The organism is Acinetobacter sp. YH01024, assembly GCF_013420195.1.
GTDB lineage: Bacteria > Pseudomonadota > Gammaproteobacteria > Pseudomonadales > Moraxellaceae > Acinetobacter > Acinetobacter amyesii.
The window spans coordinates 33,583-51,354 of sequence record NZ_VOYQ01000006.1; the positions used below are offsets into that span (position 1 = coordinate 33,583).

Sequence of the window (17,772 nt, forward strand, 5' to 3'; positions counted from 1 at the left end):
ATTTTGAGGAGTCATCATGTCGCAGCGATCCCGAGTGCTGCCAGGATTTGGTCTTTCTCTAGGCTTTACCCTAGCGTATTTATCCTTAATTGTGCTCATTCCCCTTTCGGCCGTATTTATTAAATCTTTAGGTATCGGTTGGGATGGACTATGGGAAATTTTAAGCTCAGAACGTATTTTAAAATCGTTACAACTGAGTTTTAGTGCCGCCATTATTGCTGCGTTAGTCAATGTGGTTTTTGGTTTGCTCTTAGCATGGTGTTTGGTTCGTTATACCTTCCCGGGTAAACGTATTATCGATGCTTTGGTTGATTTACCTTTTGCATTGCCAACTGCCGTTGCGGGTATTGCATTAACTTCGTTATATGCACCGACTGGTTGGATCGGTCAGTACCTTGAACCCATTGGCATTAAAGTCGCATATACCCCGATCGGTATTACCTTGGCCCTCATCTTTATTGGTATTCCTTTTGTGGTTCGCACTGTACAGCCTGTACTGAGTGATCTAGAAACTGAACTTGAAGAAGCAGCTTCGGCACTGGGCGCAAACCGCTTTCAGATCGTGACCAAAGTGATCTTACCTATTCTATTTCCTGCGCTGTTAACAGGTTTTGCTTTGGCCTTTGCTCGTGGTGTGGGTGAATATGGATCGGTGATTTTTATCGCAGGTAACCAACCCTTCAAGACTGAAATTGCCCCATTGATGATTATCTCTCGCCTTGAAGAATATGATTATGCAGGTGCGACCACGATTGCAGTCGTGATGCTGGTGATTTCTTTTGCCATTTTATTCTTAATTAACTTGGTTCAAGCATGGGCGAGTCGCCGTACAGGGAGAACTGCACGATGAATACGAACAGTAATGCACTTGCGGAAAAATTACAGTCGCGTGATGCAACGCGTGAACCGACATGGGTTCGTTATACCCTGATCATCATTGCTTTAATTTTCTTCTTAAGCTGCCTGATTCTGCCCTTGGTTTTGGTTTTCGTTGAGGCCTTTAAACAAGGTGTTGGCGTTTACTTCCAAGCACTGGTTCATCCAGACACATTATCAGCAGTGAAACTGACCTTACTGACCGCTGTGATTGCCGTACCGCTAAACGTAGTGTTTGGTGTAGCTGCGGCATGGTGTGTTGCCAAGTTTAATTTCCGTGGTAAATCTATTTTAACCACGATTATTGATATGCCATTTTCAGTCTCTCCAGTTATTGCTGGCTTAATGTTGGTATTGATTTTTGGTACTCAAGGTTGGTTAGGCGGCTGGCTAATGGATAACGACATCAAAATTTTATATGCCGTTCCAGCCATCGTCCTTGCTACTGTGTTTATTACCGTTCCTTTTGTGGCACGTGAGTTGATTCCATTAATGGAAGCTCAAGGAACAGAGGAAGAAGAAGCAGCAATCGTATTGGGTGCTTCAGGCTGGCAGACATTCTGGAAAGTGACACTTCCAAATATCAAATGGGGCTTAATCTACGGCGTGATTCTCTGTAATGCACGTGCAATGGGTGAGTTTGGTGCTGTTTCTGTGGTTTCAGGTCACATTCGCGGCGAAACCAACACCTTACCGCTACACGTAGAAATCCTTTATAACGAATATACCTTTAGTGCTGCTTTTGCTGTGTCTTCACTATTAGCACTCTTGGCGATTGTCACCCTGATTTTAAAAACATGGGTTGAACTACGTCAGGAACGACAAGACAAGCGTAAAGAAGATTCACAAGTTTCTTAAGGAATGACCTCATGAGTATTCAAGTAAAAAATATTGAAAAACACTTTGGTGCATTCCATGCACTTAAAAATATCTCTTTAGATTTCCCTGATGGCCAGCTCGTTGCGTTGCTTGGCCCATCAGGCTGTGGTAAAACCACCCTGCTCCGTATCATTGCAGGACTTGAGTCTGCTGATGGCGGTCAAGTCATTCTAGAAGGTGAAGATGCCACTAAAGTTCACGTCCGTGAACGTGAAGTTGGTTTTGTATTCCAGCATTATGCACTGTTCCGCCACATGACCGTATTTGACAACATTGCTTTTGGTTTACGTGTACGCCCACGTGCAACACGCCCATCTGAAGCGGAAATCAAAAAACGGGTTACTCGTTTGCTTGATCTTGTTCAGCTTGGTTTCTTGGCTGACCGTTACCCAGCTCAGCTTTCAGGTGGTCAACGTCAACGTATTGCCTTAGCGCGTGCTTTAGCGGTTGAACCGCGTGTGTTATTACTGGATGAACCTTTTGGTGCATTGGATGCCAAAGTTCGTAAAGAATTACGCCGCTGGTTACGTACCTTACATGACGAACTCCACATCACCTCTATTTTCGTGACCCATGACCAAGAAGAAGCGCTTGAAGTGGCCGATCAAATCATTGTGATGAACAAAGGCAACGTAGAACAGATTGGCTCGCCACGTGAAGTTTATGAAAAACCTGCAACACCGTTTGTATTTGACTTTTTAGGTCAAGCCAACCGTTTTGAAGGTCAAAATAGCAATGGCCTTATTCAAATTGGTGAAGACCGAATTTTGTTGCCACAAAATGCCAATGCACCGCAAGGCAATGTCATTGCCTTTGCTCGTCCGGATGAACTGCGTATTCATGCACAGCCGCAAGAAAATGCCATCCAAGCGACTTTTGTACGTGAGCTTTGGATTGCAGGTAAAGTCATTGCTGAACTGCATGACCGTCAAGGTAATCTTATTGAAATTTCATTAACGGCAGATGAAGCGAAAGCGCATCAATTCCGCCCAAATCAAACGGTATGGTTAAGTGCAACTAACTTGCATTTATTTGAAAACCAAGTTGCATAAAACAATAAGTTGGGGCCTTCACAAGCCCCACTTGCTTTTAAGGTAAAATAAAATTATGAATTTCCAACAATTAAGAATTATTCGAGAAACCGTACGTCAGAATTTTAATTTAACAGAAGCATCTGCTGCACTTTACACCTCGCAGTCTGGCGTGAGTAAACACATCAAAGATTTAGAAGATGAACTTGGTGTACAGCTGTTTATTCGTAAAGGTAAACGTCTACTCGGTTTAACCGAACCAGGCCAGTCATTATTGGGTATCGTTGAACGCATGCTCGTGGATGCTGACAATATTAAACGTCTGGCAGATGACTTTAACAAAGTAGATGAAGGGACATTGACGATTGCGACCACACATACGCAAGCACGTTATGTCTTGCCGCCGATTGTGAACCAATTTAAAAAAGAATTTCCAAAAGTTCATCTAATTTTGCAACAAGCAAGCCCTGTTGAAATTACAGAAATGCTCCTTCAAGGTGAAGCGGATATCGGGATCGCAACCGAATCATTAACCAATGAAGATAACCTGGCAAGCGTACCTTACTACAACTGGCAACACAGCATCATCACGCCTAAAGAGCATCCACTGACCCAAAAATCAAATATCACTATTGAAGATTTGTCGAACTATCCAATTATTACCTATCACGGTGGTTTTACAGGTCGTTCAAAAATTGATAAAGCCTTTGAAGATTCAGGCTTTGATGTTGATATCGTGATGTCCGCACTTGATGCAGACGTTATTAAAACCTATGTTGAACTTAATATGGGAGTGGGTATTGTCAACGATGTAGCATATGACCCAGAACGTGATTACCGTTTAAAACAAATTCCTACCGATATTTTTGGTGTTAATACCACTTGGATTGCTGTTCGCAAAGGACATTTACTACGCGGTTATGGCTATGAGTTTATTTCTTTATGTTCACCAGATGCTGACATCAAAGCGTTGAAAAAAGTCGCTTACCCAGAAGAATGATAGGCCAATTGACGAATTAAAGAGGACACCTACTGTCCTCTTTTTTTGGTAAACACATATTTTATCTAAGTTTTCTTGGCTTTATTTTTAATTTCTGCTTAAAATACGTCCAACACAATAAAAATTAAAACCTTATTACTTCCGACCCATATTTATGAAAAATCAATTCGTCGCAGTGGCAGTCGGTATCGTCTGTCCCATACAAATCATGTATGCAGCAGGGATAGAAAACTCAGATCAATCGATCTCGGCCTTTCTTGAACCCGGAAATTATACTGAAGTCAGTTTCGCTTACGTCGATGCTCAAGTGGACGGCAAAGTTCAAAACCAAGGTTTAATCAGTGAGTTGGGCATCACTGATTTTTCTACAGGGAATCTCGCCCATCAACAATTTTCTGGGAAATTTGCACTTAAAATTCAACCACATGAAAATATTTCTGCGGGAGTAATTTATGAGCAACCTTTTCATACTGATATCAATTATCAATATAGTCCTCGCTTACCAGATAGCTCAAATATCGATATTGAAAGTGCCGATATTAACTTTAGAACGCATAACCTAACTGGACTGGTAGGCTATCAACCCAATAATAATTGGAATATTTATAGCGGTTTAAGCCTACAAACATTTAAAGGTGATTTAAAAATTTCTGGGCAACAATATGCTGCTCTCAATGGCTATCATGTTTATTTAAAACAAGATGAAGCGATCGGCTGGCTGCTCGGTTTCAGTTATCAAATTCCTGAATACGCACTTAAAACCAGCCTAACCTATCGTTCAAAAATCAAACATGACAATAAAACATCTGAATCGACTTTGTATTCAAATGGTCCTTTTCAGTTAGTCCCTGACATCCATACATCCATTCAAACGCCACAAAGCGTCAATTTTGAATTTCAAACAGCTGTTAGCTCACATAATGTTGTATATGGCACAATTCGTTGGATTAATTGGAAAGATTTTAGCATTCAACCACCGCAGTTTAATGCCGTCCTTCAATATGCAGTACTCGATCCGCAATACCGTGATTTAGCTGATATCCAATTGGTGGAATATCAAAAAGATCAATGGTCAGGAAAATTGGGGATTGCACATCAATTTAATCCGAGTTGGCTCGCTGCTGCAGAATTTATTTGGGACAACGGGACAGGAAATGCGGTGTCTACCTTAAACCCAAGTGATGGCTATCGAGGTTTAGGTTTAGGTATGATGCATAAATTTAACCCGAACAATTTTCTAGCGACTGGCCTGTATTATATGAAACTCTCAAAACCATCGAATACTGAAAAATCTCATATTTCAGGTCTTGCAAGTGTCTCAGACAATGATGCCATGATCTATGGTCTGAAATTTGGTCACAGATTTTAAACGCTTTCTAAAAACAAAAAAAAACGAGCCGAAGCTCGTTTTTTTTATTTCAGTAAGAACTTACCAATGGTAGCTCACACCTACTTTAGCTACTGGCATCCATTCATATTTGTCATCGTTTGCAATTTTACGTGCCTCATTATCTACAGATTCGCTGATTGAAGGTGAGCCTGTTACAGAGTTTTGAAGATTACCGTACTCTTGAAGTTTCACAGTAGGGTTGCCAGTGTAATAAGCACCTACTTCACCAAATACACCAAAGTTTTTATTTAATTTTGGTGCAAAACCTAAACCTACATAAGGCGCAATGTCATTATCATAAGATAAGTTACCTTTCACACCACCAATGCCAGTGTAGCTCGTACCATCAACTTTAATCGTACCTTCGGCATTTTTATTATGTTTATTTAGACCGTATTCATTATCGATATAACCTACACCTGCAGCAACATATAAGCCTTGTGCCCAAGGACTCGTACTTGCGCCCCATGGACGAATTTCTGCATTTAAGTAGCCAACGCTGTTATCCATATCCATGTCATATTTAGTGCCATTGATTGACAAATCATCAGACCATGAAATATCACCACCGTTATAACCTAATGCAAGGCCGACGTATGGGTTCGCAGTCCAAAGTAACGCACCACCATAACCAGTCGTACCCACTTCTAGACGAGCGCCAGTTGGGATAAGTTGGTTTTGATCAAATGCATAACCATCATGAACTACAGAGGTATCTGCCATTGCAGTACCTGCAGCAGTAAGTAGAGCAGCTACTGTTAATAAACGTAATGATTTCATGTGTTTCTCCTCAAAATAAACTGTTATTCAGATTTTACAGACTTGTTATATGGCACATGTTAAAAGGAAACACAGCTCAACATTTATGCAAATTTACTGATTTTTTGTTAACTTTTGATACATTTAGATTTTAATATTGATTAATAAAGAGTTTTTGTTTCATTTTTTAAATATAATAATGATGTTAAGGAACAATTCTGTATATTTTGCGTATTTTTTATACAAACCTTATGAAAATGCTAAATTCATCACTCTTAATTTCTTGGTTTTAGTGCTTGCTTAATAATTAATTCCGATCCTAGGCCGATTTACCATCTATTTTTAACTCGATTTAGTGTAAAATCTTGGAAAATTTTTTTCTGGATGGAAGAACATGTCTCAGCTTTCAACAATCATTGAACAAGCGTTTGAAGACCGTGCTAATTTCACTGCAGCTGACTGTCCTGCTGAAGTACGTGCAGCAGTAGAAGAAGTGATCGCTGGCCTAGATAACGGTACATTACGTGTTGCTGAAAAAATTGATGGTGAATGGATTGTTCATCAATGGGTGAAAAAAGCCGTTTTGCTTTCATTCAAATTGAACGACAACAAACCAATGGAAGCTTGTGACTTACGCTTCTATGACAAAGTTGATACTAAGTTCTCTGACTGGACTGAAGAACAATTTAAAGCTGCAGGTGTACGTGTAGTACCACCTGCTGTAGCACGTAAAGGTTCTTTCCAAGCAAAAAATGTTGTATTGATGCCTTCATATGTCAATATTGGTGCATATGTTGACGAAGGTACTATGGTTGATACATGGGCAACCGTTGGTTCATGTGCTCAAATTGGTAAAAATGTTCACTTATCTGGTGGCGTTGGTATTGGTGGTGTTCTTGAACCACTTCAAGCGAATCCAACAATTATTGAAGACAATTGCTTTATCGGCGCGCGTTCTGAGATCGTTGAAGGTGTGATCGTAGAAGAAGGTTCTGTGATTTCAATGGGCGTATTCATTGGTCAATCGACTAAGATTTATGACCGTGAAACTGGCGAAATCCATTACGGTCGTGTTCCTGCTGGCTCTGTTGTGGTTTCTGGTAGCTTGCCGTCTAAATGCGGTAAATACAGCCTCTACGCTGCAGTAATCGTGAAAAAAGTTGACGCGAAAACTCGTGCGAAAACAAGCTTGAACGAATTATTACGCGAAGACTAAGTCTTTATTTCAGCGGAGCATTCATGTTCCGTGGAGCCTCTATCGCTCCTCGTCTCTACGGTTAGCAATGATCGTAGAGATTTTTTGTTTTTTTATATCTGGTTAATTTTGTTATGAGTACCCTTCGATCTTCCGCTATTCCTGTTTCTGATCCGTCTGCGGGTTTACGTATTACGGAGATTTTTTATTCATTGCAAGGTGAAGCCAATACCGCAGGTTTGCCTACGGTCTTTATTCGCTTGACGGGCTGTCCGTTACGTTGCACTTATTGTGATACAACCTATTCGTTTGAAGGCGGTGAACGCCAATCATTAGAAGAAATTATTCAAACCACTTTAGATTTTAAAACTCCTTATATTTGCGTGACGGGTGGTGAGCCACTTGCTCAACCGAACGCCCTTCCCCTCATGACTCGTCTGGCCGATTTAGGCTGCGAAGTCTCTTTAGAAACCAGTGGTGCTTTAGATGTGTCTAAAGTTGACCCGCGTGTTTCAAAAGTTATGGATTTAAAAACCCCGACATCGGGTGAAGTTGCACGAAACTTGCTTAGCAACTTCGACCATTTAACGCCACATGATCAAATCAAATTTGTGATTTGTAATCGTGAAGACTATGAATGGTCAAAACAGCAAGTTGAGCGCTATAAGCTAAACGAAAAAGTCAGCACCATTTGGTTCTCTCCGGCCTTTGCCGTTGAAAAAGGTGCTGTTAGTTTGCCTCAGCTTGCACGTGATTTAGCACAATGGATTTTAGAAGACCATCTCCCTGTTCGCTTCCAATTGCAATTACATAAATTGCTTTGGAACGATGAAACTGGTCGTTAAGTTTTAAAGAATTATTTGGAGTAATGCATATGCGCCCTCGTGCCATAGTTTTATTGTCTGGCGGCTTAGACTCAACCACTTGTTTAGCTTGGGCTCAAGCACGTTATGAATGTATTGCCTTAAGTTTTATGTATGGTCAACGTTCTACGACAGAACTAGATGCTGCTCGTGAGTTAACCAAGCAGGCTGGTGTAGAACATCGTGTCATTAATATCGATTTAGGTAACTTAGGTGGCTCTGCGTTAACGGACCATAGCATTGAAGTTCCTGATCATGAACAAGCCGGTATTCCTGTAACTTATGTACCAGCGCGTAACACGATTTTCTTGTCATATGCTTTAGCTGCGGCGGAAGTTTTTGGTGCAGAAGCAATTGTCATTGGTATTAATGCGGTTGATTACTCAGGCTATCCAGACTGCCGTCCAGAGTTTATCGAAGCCTTTGCCAACATGGCTCGCCTTGCAACTAAAGTTGGCGTTGAAGGAAAACCACTTAAATTTGAAACACCTCTGTTACATTTATCCAAAGCAAATATCATTCGCTTAGGTATAGAACATGGCGTAGACTACAGTCAAACGGTGTCTTGCTATCAAGCAGATGACCAAGGTCGTGCTTGCGGTAAATGCGATAGCTGCCGTCTTCGTAAACAAGGTTTCGTTGACGCAGGTGTTGAAGATCCGACACGTTACATACCGAAATAACAAGGTAGGGTTTATGAAAAATTTAAAATCAAACATTATTCTTTCTGCTGCTTTCTCTGCAGCTGCATTGTTTGCTTCAGTTGCACACGCTGACAACGACAAGCTTCAACAAGCATATAAGAGCACTAACGTAAAATCTTCGTTAATTAATGTTTGTAAAGAAGAAACTGGCAAAGGTAAAAAACTAACTGCCGCTGAAGTTAGCAAATACTGTACTTGTGCTGTTGAAGCAGATGGTCGTTTAACCAATGCTCAAAAATGGGAAATCCAAAGCACAATCAACCAGAAGAAAAGCCCTGCAACACTCGCTTTTGTTCAAAAACAAAATAAAGACCTTCAAGCATGTTTCGGTCCTCAGTTAACAGGTAAATTAAAAAATTTAACTGAAGAAGCAATGAAATCTGCTCAAGCGAAAAAATAATTTTCGTTTTAAAAAAGCCTGCAAATGCAGGCTTTTTTATTGCTTTAAGTTCAAAGTAAATTCTGTATGATGGTCATATTTCACATACTTTGTTTAAGCCCGCTTCGGGATAAGACATGAAAAAGGAAATCTTCATGACTGAAATTAGCTTACCAAATCAAACCTTTCCAACTACCTCAGGTGAAGTTAACCTTGCGGAACTTAACAATGACTGGCTGATTGTTTACTTCTACCCTAAAGATTCAACACCGGGATGCACAACGCAAGCTATAGGGTTTTCATGCTTAAAAGATCAGTTTGATGCGCTTAATACACCAATCTACGGCATTTCTCGTGACTCGGTTAAAGCCCATCAAAACTTCACTGAAAAGCAAAATCTAAGCATTGATTTAATCAGTGATAAAGAAGAAGTGCTATGTCAGCATTTTGACGTGATTAAAGAAAAAAATATGTATGGCAAAAAGGTTATGGGCATCGAACGTTCAACCTTTATTTTCCATCATGGCAAGCTGGTAAAAGAATATCGCAAGGTCAAAGCTGCAGGCCATGCAGAACAAGTCTTAGAAGATTTAAAAGCACTACAAGCAGCATAAAAGTAATGATTTGAGCCTGCTCCTATAGGAATGGGCTCAAACTTAATAAGAGCTTCTAACTAGAGCAATAATGAAATTGCAATTCCCCACATCACAACGCCAATAATAAAGTCTAAAATTTTCCATGCCTTTGCACTTTGGAAGAGCGGTAATAAATAGCGCGCACCAAATCCGAGGACAAAGAAAAATACCCATGAAGCTGTAATTGCCCCAACCGCAAAATATACAGCAGTCGACTCAAACTTCGTTGAAATAGACCCAATCAGCACAACCGTATCGAGATATACATGTGGATTTAACCACGTTAAAGCCAAGCAAATCAGCACCAACTTCAATAGTTTGGTTTCATTCTTCTCACTGGGCGCTAAACTGCTCGAAGTTTTAAAGGCTTGCAGAAAATGCTGTGCCCCATAAACTGCTAAAAACGTTGCGCCCAAATATTTCGCAACACTCACAATTTCCGGATGACTTTCAACCAATTGGGAGAATCCGAGCACCCCCAATAAGATGAGTATCGAATCAGAAGCAGCACAAATAGCGCAGAGCCAAAAGACATACTGCTTTTTTAACCCTTGCTTGAGAATAAACGCATTTTGCGCACCAATCGCGATAATTAGGCTAAATCCAATTGCGAGCCCTTGCATATAACTGTGCAACATTTTTAACTACACTTTCAAAGCTTTAAATGAATCTTGCTATTATCTAAGCTTATTGCTAAAAATAAGTATTTATAAATAAATATCAATATAACTAAGTTTTTCTTAGTTTATGTAATTTCTAATACTCGTAGGTGACTCATGTTACAAAGCAAACATAGTGAAGCATTTCTTGCGGTTGCAGAAACAGGAAGCTTTGAACAAGCGGCACTGCGTTTAAATATTACGGCATCTGCGGTCACGCTCAGGCTACAAACCTTAGAAAAGAAATTAGGTCATGTGCTCATTGTGCGTGAACGGCCCTGCCGCCCAACACTCGCAGGCCAATCTTTATTGCATTATTTACAACACAGCAAATTACTAGAACATAATTTTCTGCAAAATCTAACAGGACAAACGGCGAATGCGTTTTATCAAGTCAATATTGCAACCAATGCTGACTCACTTGCGACATGGCTGCTTCCGCTACTCAAAGATCTCTTAATTGAAGAAAAAATCGTGTTTCATTTTCAGGTCGATGATCAGTCACAAACACATCATTTATTAGAAGCAGGACTAGTCAATGCCTGTGTTACAACAGAATCAGAAGCCATGAAAGGCTGCGTTGCAGAATATCTGGGTGAAATGCATTATCGCTTTGTAGCAACCCCTGATTTTATCCAAAGATGGTTCGGTCAAGGTGTGACGCGAAATGCGTTAAAGGCTGCGCCTGCACTGATTTTTAATGAGAAAGATGACCTGCATACGCAATCGATTCAGAAAAATTTCGGACTCAATCCTTCACAATATCCGCATCATTTCATTCCCTCTTCAACGGCATTTTTTGATGCCATTACGATGGGCTTGGGCTATGGATGGTTACCCGACTATCAAAGCAAAGACTTATTAGCAGCGGGAAAATTGATAGAGCTTTCAACAGAACTCAGTATTGATTTAGCCTTGTATTGGCATCATTGGAACCAACAATCAATTCAATTACAGAAAATAACTGCTGTTGTGCTACAACACGCCAAAGATCATATGTGTTAAACCCTATAAGACTACGGTTATTCAAGCCGCCATTGGCCTTTGAGTTGTATTAATACTTGCTCACCTACTCCACCGAGTGCTTTACGCATACCAAAATCACTACGTTTAATGGTTGCTAAAGATTGAACATCCAACACTTTTGGATTTTGTGGGCTTGGGGTGAGTGTGGTATCGAAGATCACAGGCTTAGTGATGCCACGAATGGTGAGATCCCCTCGAATCATATACTTGGCATAAGCCACGGGTTCGATTTGTTTACTGACAAACTTCACTTGCTTAAATTCAGCAGCATCAAAATATTCACTGCCCAAGATTAATCCTTTCAAGCTTGGGTTACTAAAACTGATGCTATCCACATCTAACACTAAATGCGCTGAACCTTTATGCGGAATTTCAGGATCAAATTTTAGGTTCGATTGAACCTTATTAAAGCGGCCTTCTACAATAGACAGCCCCACAGATTTAATACCAAAAGTGACCTGACTATTAGGCGTTAGCGTCCATTCAGCAGCATGTACGGGCAATACGCAACATAAAGCGAAGGCTCCCATATATTTTGCAAACGTTCCCTGACGCAAACTCATGTTTTTCTCCTGAATAAAACACAGCCAAAAAGCACTACAATGTTTATTTTTTTACTCCATTGTGGTGCTAGAAATTTTAGCGTTTTTTTTATAGCAGATTTGTTTTATCCTGAGTCATAAATTTGTGTTGAAGTTGTTTATAAATGTCTGTCTGTTGAAATTTTTGCAAAAAATCAATGGTACCTTGAGGAAAGGCATCTCGTTCAATTTCACCACGAAAATACGCTTCACGTACTGGTGTCGCAGAAATCGCCCCTTCTAGACTATCCAGCTCAACCATTTCCCACTCGGGGAAGAATTTTAAATAATAAGAAGAATCATCTTTAAAATGTCCAATCAAACCGACTTTTGCATTCGTTTCAACCACGTCACTTACTAAAGATTTGACTAACTTTTGCCATTTTTCATCGTTATATACATCAATCACATGTACAAACTTGATTCGCTTCTGATCTTGCTCTGAAAAATTCGACAGGATCATCTGCTCACGTTCTGACGCTAAAAATGGATTTTTGATATTACGTTCATTTTGCGCCGAACCAAGCGCCAAAAGCATATATCGACTCTGTTGCAAGGCTATTTTAATGGTTTGCAAATGCGCTAAATGGAACGGCTGAAAACGCCCAATGAAAACCAAATAATCAAATGTATATTTCATATCAAATCAAACTTTTTATGAACTGAGCAGTTGTGCCACAGGCTGAAATATGCGACATAATGTCGAGCATAAAATCAAAACGAAACTTTTACGCAAGGATAGTACGATGACACTGAGCTGTATTCAACAACCCCATGAACATTTGAATGCGAATTTGGACAATGGCGTACTGACCTTAGCCATTAACCGACCTCAGGCGAAGAACGCGCTGTATACAGAATTATATCTGTGGATTGCAAAAGCATTAGATGAAGCTGATCAAGATACTTCAGTACGTGTAGTTGTACTCCGTGGTCAAGATGCGGACTTCAGTGCGGGCAATGACATGCAAGATTTTATGAAATCTGCTGCTCAAAAAGGACAAGCTCCAGCTTCTGAAGGCGCACCGTTCATTTTATTAAAATCTGCTGCTCAATTTTCTAAGCCGCTGATTGCTGCGGTTCGCGGTGTTGCCATTGGGATTGGTGTTACGATTCTGCTTCATTGCGATCTAGTTTACAGCGACAATACTGCCCTATTCCAAATTCCATTTGTGAGCCTTGGTCTATCGCCTGAAGGTGCATCGAGCAAGCTATTGGTTCAACAAGCCGGCTACCATAAAGCGGCGGAATTACTGTTAACTGCTCAGAAGTTTGATAGTGCGACAGCGCTTTCAGCAAATTTGGTCAATAGCATTGAAGAAGATGCTTATGCGACGGCTGCGAAAAAAGCAGCACAGTTATCTGCTCTACCACTAGCTTCTTTGGTTCAATCAAAAGCATTGATGAAACATAATGTAGATGAAATCGTGGCATGGATTGACCATGAAGCTAAAATTTTCATGGATCGTGTAGGCTCTCCAGAAATGATGGAAGCTGTTGCAGCCTTTATGCAAAAACGTAAACCTGACTTCTCTCAGTTCAATTAATTTATAATGGAACTAAAAAACCACTCATATTTGGGTGGTTTTTTTCATCTCAGCCCCAATCTATTTTCTAAATTAAAAAACTGGATGTTTCCACATGACTGCAGCATCACAAACTGACAATAAACCTGAAAAGAAACGCTACTACGAGCCTGCACCTGAAGGCATCGATATCGAGAATTTTAAAAAAGTTGTACAAAGCCGTCGTTCTGTACGTAAGTTTACCGACAAAGCGATTCCAAACGACGTTTTAGATGAATGCTTAGACCTTGCCTTGCTTGCACCGAATTCATCGAATTTACAACCGTGGACATTCTACGTCGTTCAAAACCCAGCAAAGAAAAAACAATTAGTGAAAGCTTGCTTAGGGCAACTAGCTGCAAAAACTGCTGCTGAATTGATTGTTTGTGTCGCGCGTACTGACCGTGTAGATGAAATGGCTAAACGTAATATTTCCGAATTTCCATTTCCTGAAGCACCTGCAGCTGTGCAAAAGTATTACAAGTTTATTCCTTATAACTATAAAACAGGTTACTTCAACGCACTAGGTAACTTTAAGAAAGTAGCTTTCAAAGTTGCACGTACATTGGATAAACAATTGCCTGTGACGGCATTTAATGAAGCCGATGCGAAACTTTGGGCGAGCAAAACCACAGCATTAGCTTGTGAAAACTTAGTTTTAGCATTACGTGCCTATGGTTTTGACAGTTGTATGATGGAAGGTTTTGATGAACCTTTGGTGAAGAAGATTTTAGGATTAAATGCTCAGCAATACCCAGTGATGGTGATTGGTGCAGGTGAACGTGCTAAAGATGGTGTGTTCTTCCCGCAGTATCGTTTTGACCGTGAGCTGTTTATTCAGAAGATATAATTTGCTTTCAAAAGAATAGTAACAACCGCAATTGACTGCATAATATAAATAATAGGTAAGTCCCGTCTCCCTTCGGGAAGAGGAGCATTCTTCGTAAGAGGATGAGGGGCATAATCAAATCAATCCTCTCCCTAACCCTCTCCTTTAAAAGGAGAGGGAACTTTCATTATGAATTAAAAACTTACATCCACCATTTGAATAAACTCAAATGCCGGCTCTTCATAAGGATGACTTGCTTTTAAAGCCCTTGCGACCTTACTCGCCTTCTCTTCAGGCACAATCGTTTCCACTCGCCATTCAGGGATAGACTCCAGCTGATCCAACTCACCAATAAATGGATTTGCACCTTTTACAGGTTTAAACTGCCCTGTTCCAATTACTTGCCAAGCACAGTGTTCATAGTTTCCTATACCTCCTGCTCCTGCTTCAAAAACAGCCAGTTTAGTCGACTCTAGGTGAGACTCAGGTACATAATAAATCAGTTTTAACATTGGCTATTCCAGACGCTATTGAGCAGCTACATTATTTAAAGCACTGTAAATCATTTTCAATGCAACATTATTCGATGCATTCGGATAGGTTGCATATAAACCTAGTTTCGGTAATTCCACATCTGTTTGAATGACTTTGACCGAATCATTTAAAAATTTGAGTAAATATTCGGGCACAAAATTCAGGCCCATGCCCATATTAATCAAATTTAAATGCTGCATGACATTTGTTACCCACAGCATATGATCATGTTGATGCTGATCAAAAGGAATCAAGGCATTTAAGGTATCGTAAAAAACAGGAGAAGCATTTTGTTCACACATAATAATGGTGTGATTTTTTAACTCTTGAAGTTTTAAGATGCGATCTGATGGATGCAGATGCGCTGCACCGACTAGATAGATCTGCTCACTTAAAACCTGAATATTGGTAAAGTCGTCATGACTTAAGTGATAACGAGTAAAGCTAATATCCAATTCGGTATTTTTGAGTTTTTGGATTTGGTCTGTACACGTCAAGCTATGTAAATGAATTTTTAAATCAGGGATATGTTGTTTTAATTGCGCCAAAATACTCGGCATAATTTTCAATTCTGCGACATTTAAAAAGCCAATATGTATTTGATTATTTTTGGCTTGCGCCACGTGGCGAGCTGCGGCTACAGCTTGTTTGGCATTTTCTAGTGCTTGCTCTGCATATTTCAGAAAAGCCTGCCCTTCATCGGTCAGTAAGACTTTGCGAGCAGAACGTTCAAATAATTGCACCCCAACTTCCTGCTCTAAGTCTTTAATTTGCTGACTGAGCGATGGTTGTGCTGTAAATAGTTTTTCCGCTGCCTTAGTGAAACTCTGTTCTTTCGCCACCGTCACAAAATAACGTAAATGTCGTAATTCCATTCGCTTCACTCCACACACTCACTACATCACCCGTGTCATGCAGTCAAAATACCAATAGATCTATAGTTTATATGAATATCCATTCTACTCGGAAAATCATTTGCCTAGACTGCGGACTATTCCAAGTTTTCGCTTCACATACACATGGAGTTTTTATGACACAGCAATTCGATACCGATGTTCTGATTATTGGCACAGGGCCTGCAGGTTCTACTTTAGGTTTGGCCTTGGCAAATTACGGCATACAGGTTCAGCTTTTTACCCAATTTAATTGGTTAGCTAATAGTCCGCGTGCCCATATTACCAACCAACGTGCGATGGAAGTGTTGCGTGACTTAGGTATCGAAGAACAGGTCAAAGAAATTGCAACTCCTTGGGAGCAGATGGGTGAAAGCCTCATTACCACAAGTCTTGTCGGTGAAGAAATTGCCCGTATGAGTGCTTGGGGCACGGGCGATGAACGTCATGGCGATTATATTAAAGGTAGCCCCTGTCCATTAGTCGATCTTATTCAACCGAAAATGGAAGCTTTGTTGGTAAAAAATGCAGCCGAGCGTGGTGCGATTTATAATTTTAATACTGAATATTTATCGCATATACAAGATGAACATGGCGTAACAGCAACATTCCTTAATCGCATTACCCAAACTGAATTTAGCTTACGTGCCAAATATTTAATTGGTATGGATGGTGCTCGCTCTAAAGTGCTTGAAGAGCTTGATTTACCCCTCGAAGGGATCATGGCTCGTGCAGGAACGGTGTATGTGACTTTTAAAGCAGATCTCTCTCAATATGTGAAAAACCGCCCTGCTATTTTGCAATGGATTGTTAACCCTGAAGCGAGCTTTGGTGATCTGGGCATGGGCTTACTCCGTGCCATTACACCTTGGAATGAATGGATTATGGGTTGGGGCTTTGATATTTCCAAAGGCGAACCACAAGTCACCGAAGAGCAAGTTCGTGCGCGTTTAAATGCCTTTGTCGGTGCTGAAGTAGAAAATCTCGAAATTCAAAAATTGTCTTATTGGTATGTGAACCAAACATGGGCAACCGAATATTCAAAAGGTCGTGTATTCTGCGGCGGTGATGCGGTGCATCGTCATCCACCATCAAGTGGCTTAGGTTCAAATACCTGTATGCAAGATGCCTTTAACCTCGGTTGGAAATTAGCGTATGCCATCAAAGGTTGGGCTACTCCTGCTCTACTTGATTCTTATACATTAGAGCGTGCGCCTGTCGGCAAGCAAATCGTGGCGCGTGCCAATCAATCTCGCTTTGACTATAAGCATCTCAAAGAGGTATTTGGTTTTGACCAAGGCATCACAACTCAAGCTCAAATGATGCAACGTATTTTTGCGGAAGATGAACAAGCTGCAGAAATTCGCCAAAAGCTATATCAAGCCTTAGAAATTAAAAACTTTGAATTTAATGCCCAAGGTGTAGAGTTGAATCAGCGCTATACATCCAATGCCATGATTGCTGAATCTGAGCCTGAGATCTTTGCCAAAGATCAACAACTGTACTTACAAGCGACCACACGTCCGGGGGCAAAAGTTCCACATACTTGGATTATTGATGCTAAAGGTGATAAGCAATCAACCTTAGATATTACAGGGCATGGTCGTTTCACCCTACTGACAGGTCTTTCAGGCAAAGGTTGGAAATCTGCTGCTGAATCGTTGAATCTACCTTATTTAGATGTGATTCAAATTGGTTCCCGTGAATACCGTGATGTGTACGGTACGTGGAATGCTAAATCTGAAATCCATGAATCAGGTGCAGTATTAGTCCGTCCAGATGGTTATGTCGCTTGGCGATACCAAGACAGTACTAATGCTGCTTTTGATTATGAAAATACGTTGAAGGCTGTCTTAAAGCAGATTCAGTTAATGATTTAAATAGAATCATTAACAGTCAATCATCAAATCAAATTTTAATATTTGATCACGGAACCTGCGACATGGATGTCGCCCGTTAGACTCTGTCGGACTA

General features: G+C 40.5%; 20 protein-coding genes. 14 read left to right on the plus strand and 6 right to left on the minus strand.

Annotation, left to right across the window (positions count from 1 at the left end):
• The first annotated feature begins 16 nt into the window (after positions 1-16).
• The 5 genes from cysT to FTT88_RS04645 all read left to right on the plus strand — a co-directional run bounded on the left by cysT (position 17) and on the right by FTT88_RS04645 (position 5,155).
• A complete protein-coding gene (cysT, locus tag FTT88_RS04625) occupies positions 17-850 on the plus strand; it encodes a sulfate ABC transporter permease subunit CysT (protein ID WP_180007627.1) in 834 nt (277 codons plus the stop codon).
• On the plus strand, positions 847-1,734 hold the full coding sequence (cysW, locus tag FTT88_RS04630; protein WP_078190343.1) for a sulfate ABC transporter permease subunit CysW: 888 nt from the start codon (positions 847-849) through the stop codon (positions 1,732-1,734). Before cysT ends, cysW begins: the two co-directional genes overlap by 4 nt.
• Positions 1,735-1,745: 11 nt before the next feature.
• Positions 1,746-2,807 (plus strand): sulfate/molybdate ABC transporter ATP-binding protein, encoded by a 1,062-nt coding sequence (locus tag FTT88_RS04635; RefSeq protein WP_078190344.1) that lies wholly within the window; start codon positions 1,746-1,748, stop codon positions 2,805-2,807.
• 55 nt (positions 2,808-2,862) lie between these two features.
• Positions 2,863-3,786 (plus strand): CysB family HTH-type transcriptional regulator, encoded by a 924-nt coding sequence (locus tag FTT88_RS04640; protein WP_180022494.1) that lies wholly within the window; start codon positions 2,863-2,865, stop codon positions 3,784-3,786.
• A 154-nt stretch (positions 3,787-3,940) separates the two neighbouring features.
• Entirely contained in the window at positions 3,941-5,155 is a 1,215-nt protein-coding gene (locus tag FTT88_RS04645; RefSeq protein WP_257233011.1) for an OmpP1/FadL family transporter, read from the plus strand.
• Between the two features lie 60 nt (positions 5,156-5,215).
• Here the strand turns inward: FTT88_RS04645 and carO are convergent, their stop codons facing one another.
• A complete protein-coding gene (gene carO, locus FTT88_RS04650; protein ID WP_180073575.1) occupies positions 5,216-5,956 on the minus strand; it encodes an ornithine uptake porin CarO in 741 nt (246 codons plus the stop codon).
• A gap of 373 nt (positions 5,957-6,329) precedes the next feature.
• On the opposite strand from carO, the gene dapD reads away from it, so the two are divergent.
• The 5 genes from dapD to FTT88_RS04675 all read left to right on the plus strand — a co-directional run bounded on the left by dapD (position 6,330) and on the right by FTT88_RS04675 (position 9,690).
• A complete protein-coding gene (gene dapD / locus FTT88_RS04655) occupies positions 6,330-7,151 on the plus strand; it encodes a 2,3,4,5-tetrahydropyridine-2,6-dicarboxylate N-succinyltransferase (RefSeq protein ID WP_078190347.1) in 822 nt (273 codons plus the stop codon).
• Positions 7,152-7,264: 113 nt separating this feature from the next.
• A complete protein-coding gene (gene queE, locus FTT88_RS04660) occupies positions 7,265-7,975 on the plus strand; it encodes a 7-carboxy-7-deazaguanine synthase QueE (protein WP_180173698.1) in 711 nt (236 codons plus the stop codon).
• Between the two features lie 29 nt (positions 7,976-8,004).
• Positions 8,005-8,676, plus strand: coding sequence for a 7-cyano-7-deazaguanine synthase QueC (gene queC, locus FTT88_RS04665; protein ID WP_078190349.1), 672 nt, complete (start codon positions 8,005-8,007; stop codon positions 8,674-8,676).
• A 13-nt stretch (positions 8,677-8,689) separates the two neighbouring features.
• On the plus strand, positions 8,690-9,097 hold the full coding sequence (locus FTT88_RS04670; RefSeq protein WP_078192024.1) for a hypothetical protein: 408 nt from the start codon (positions 8,690-8,692) through the stop codon (positions 9,095-9,097).
• A gap of 134 nt (positions 9,098-9,231) precedes the next feature.
• Positions 9,232-9,690, plus strand: a complete 459-nt coding sequence (locus FTT88_RS04675) for a peroxiredoxin (RefSeq protein ID WP_111883962.1) — start codon at positions 9,232-9,234, stop codon at positions 9,688-9,690.
• A gap of 59 nt (positions 9,691-9,749) precedes the next feature.
• Here FTT88_RS04675 and FTT88_RS04680 read toward each other — a convergent pair whose 3' ends face one another.
• Positions 9,750-10,349: a LysE/ArgO family amino acid transporter gene (locus tag FTT88_RS04680; protein WP_180173699.1), complete on the minus strand. Its 600-nt coding sequence runs from the start codon at positions 10,347-10,349 to the stop codon at positions 9,750-9,752.
• A gap of 138 nt (positions 10,350-10,487) precedes the next feature.
• Between FTT88_RS04680 and FTT88_RS04685 the strand changes: the two genes are divergently transcribed.
• Positions 10,488-11,375: a LysR family transcriptional regulator ArgP gene (locus FTT88_RS04685; RefSeq protein ID WP_180173700.1), complete on the plus strand. Its 888-nt coding sequence runs from the start codon at positions 10,488-10,490 to the stop codon at positions 11,373-11,375.
• Between the two features lie 17 nt (positions 11,376-11,392).
• Here FTT88_RS04685 and FTT88_RS04690 read toward each other — a convergent pair whose 3' ends face one another.
• Both FTT88_RS04690 and FTT88_RS04695 read right to left on the minus strand, forming a co-directional pair.
• On the minus strand, positions 11,393-11,959 hold the full coding sequence (locus tag FTT88_RS04690) for a YceI family protein (RefSeq protein ID WP_180173701.1): 567 nt from the start codon (positions 11,957-11,959) through the stop codon (positions 11,393-11,395).
• 88 nt (positions 11,960-12,047) lie between these two features.
• Positions 12,048-12,617 carry a nicotinate-nicotinamide nucleotide adenylyltransferase gene (locus FTT88_RS04695; protein WP_180173702.1) on the minus strand — a complete coding sequence of 190 codons (570 nt, stop codon included), beginning with the start codon at positions 12,615-12,617 and terminating at the stop codon, positions 12,048-12,050.
• 106 nt (positions 12,618-12,723) lie between these two features.
• Between FTT88_RS04695 and FTT88_RS04700 the strand changes: the two genes are divergently transcribed.
• Both FTT88_RS04700 and FTT88_RS04705 read left to right on the plus strand, forming a co-directional pair.
• Entirely contained in the window at positions 12,724-13,524 is an 801-nt protein-coding gene (locus FTT88_RS04700; protein ID WP_180173703.1) for an enoyl-CoA hydratase-related protein, read from the plus strand.
• Between the two features lie 94 nt (positions 13,525-13,618).
• Complete coding sequence (locus FTT88_RS04705) at positions 13,619-14,392, plus strand: nitroreductase family protein (RefSeq protein ID WP_180173704.1); 774 nt, start codon at positions 13,619-13,621, stop codon at positions 14,390-14,392.
• A 173-nt stretch (positions 14,393-14,565) separates the two neighbouring features.
• On the opposite strand, the gene FTT88_RS04710 is transcribed toward FTT88_RS04705, so the two are convergent.
• Together FTT88_RS04710 and FTT88_RS04715 are read right to left on the minus strand one after the other, a co-directional pair.
• Complete coding sequence (locus FTT88_RS04710) at positions 14,566-14,883, minus strand: YqfO family protein (protein WP_180173705.1); 318 nt, start codon at positions 14,881-14,883, stop codon at positions 14,566-14,568.
• Between the two features lie 15 nt (positions 14,884-14,898).
• Positions 14,899-15,780, minus strand: coding sequence for a LysR family transcriptional regulator (locus tag FTT88_RS04715; RefSeq protein ID WP_180173706.1), 882 nt, complete (start codon positions 15,778-15,780; stop codon positions 14,899-14,901).
• Between the two features lie 155 nt (positions 15,781-15,935).
• Here FTT88_RS04715 and FTT88_RS04720 point away from each other — a divergent pair, with 155 nt between their 5' ends.
• On the plus strand, positions 15,936-17,678 hold the full coding sequence (locus FTT88_RS04720; RefSeq protein WP_180173707.1) for an FAD-dependent monooxygenase: 1,743 nt from the start codon (positions 15,936-15,938) through the stop codon (positions 17,676-17,678).
• The last annotated feature ends 94 nt before the right edge of the window (positions 17,679-17,772 follow it).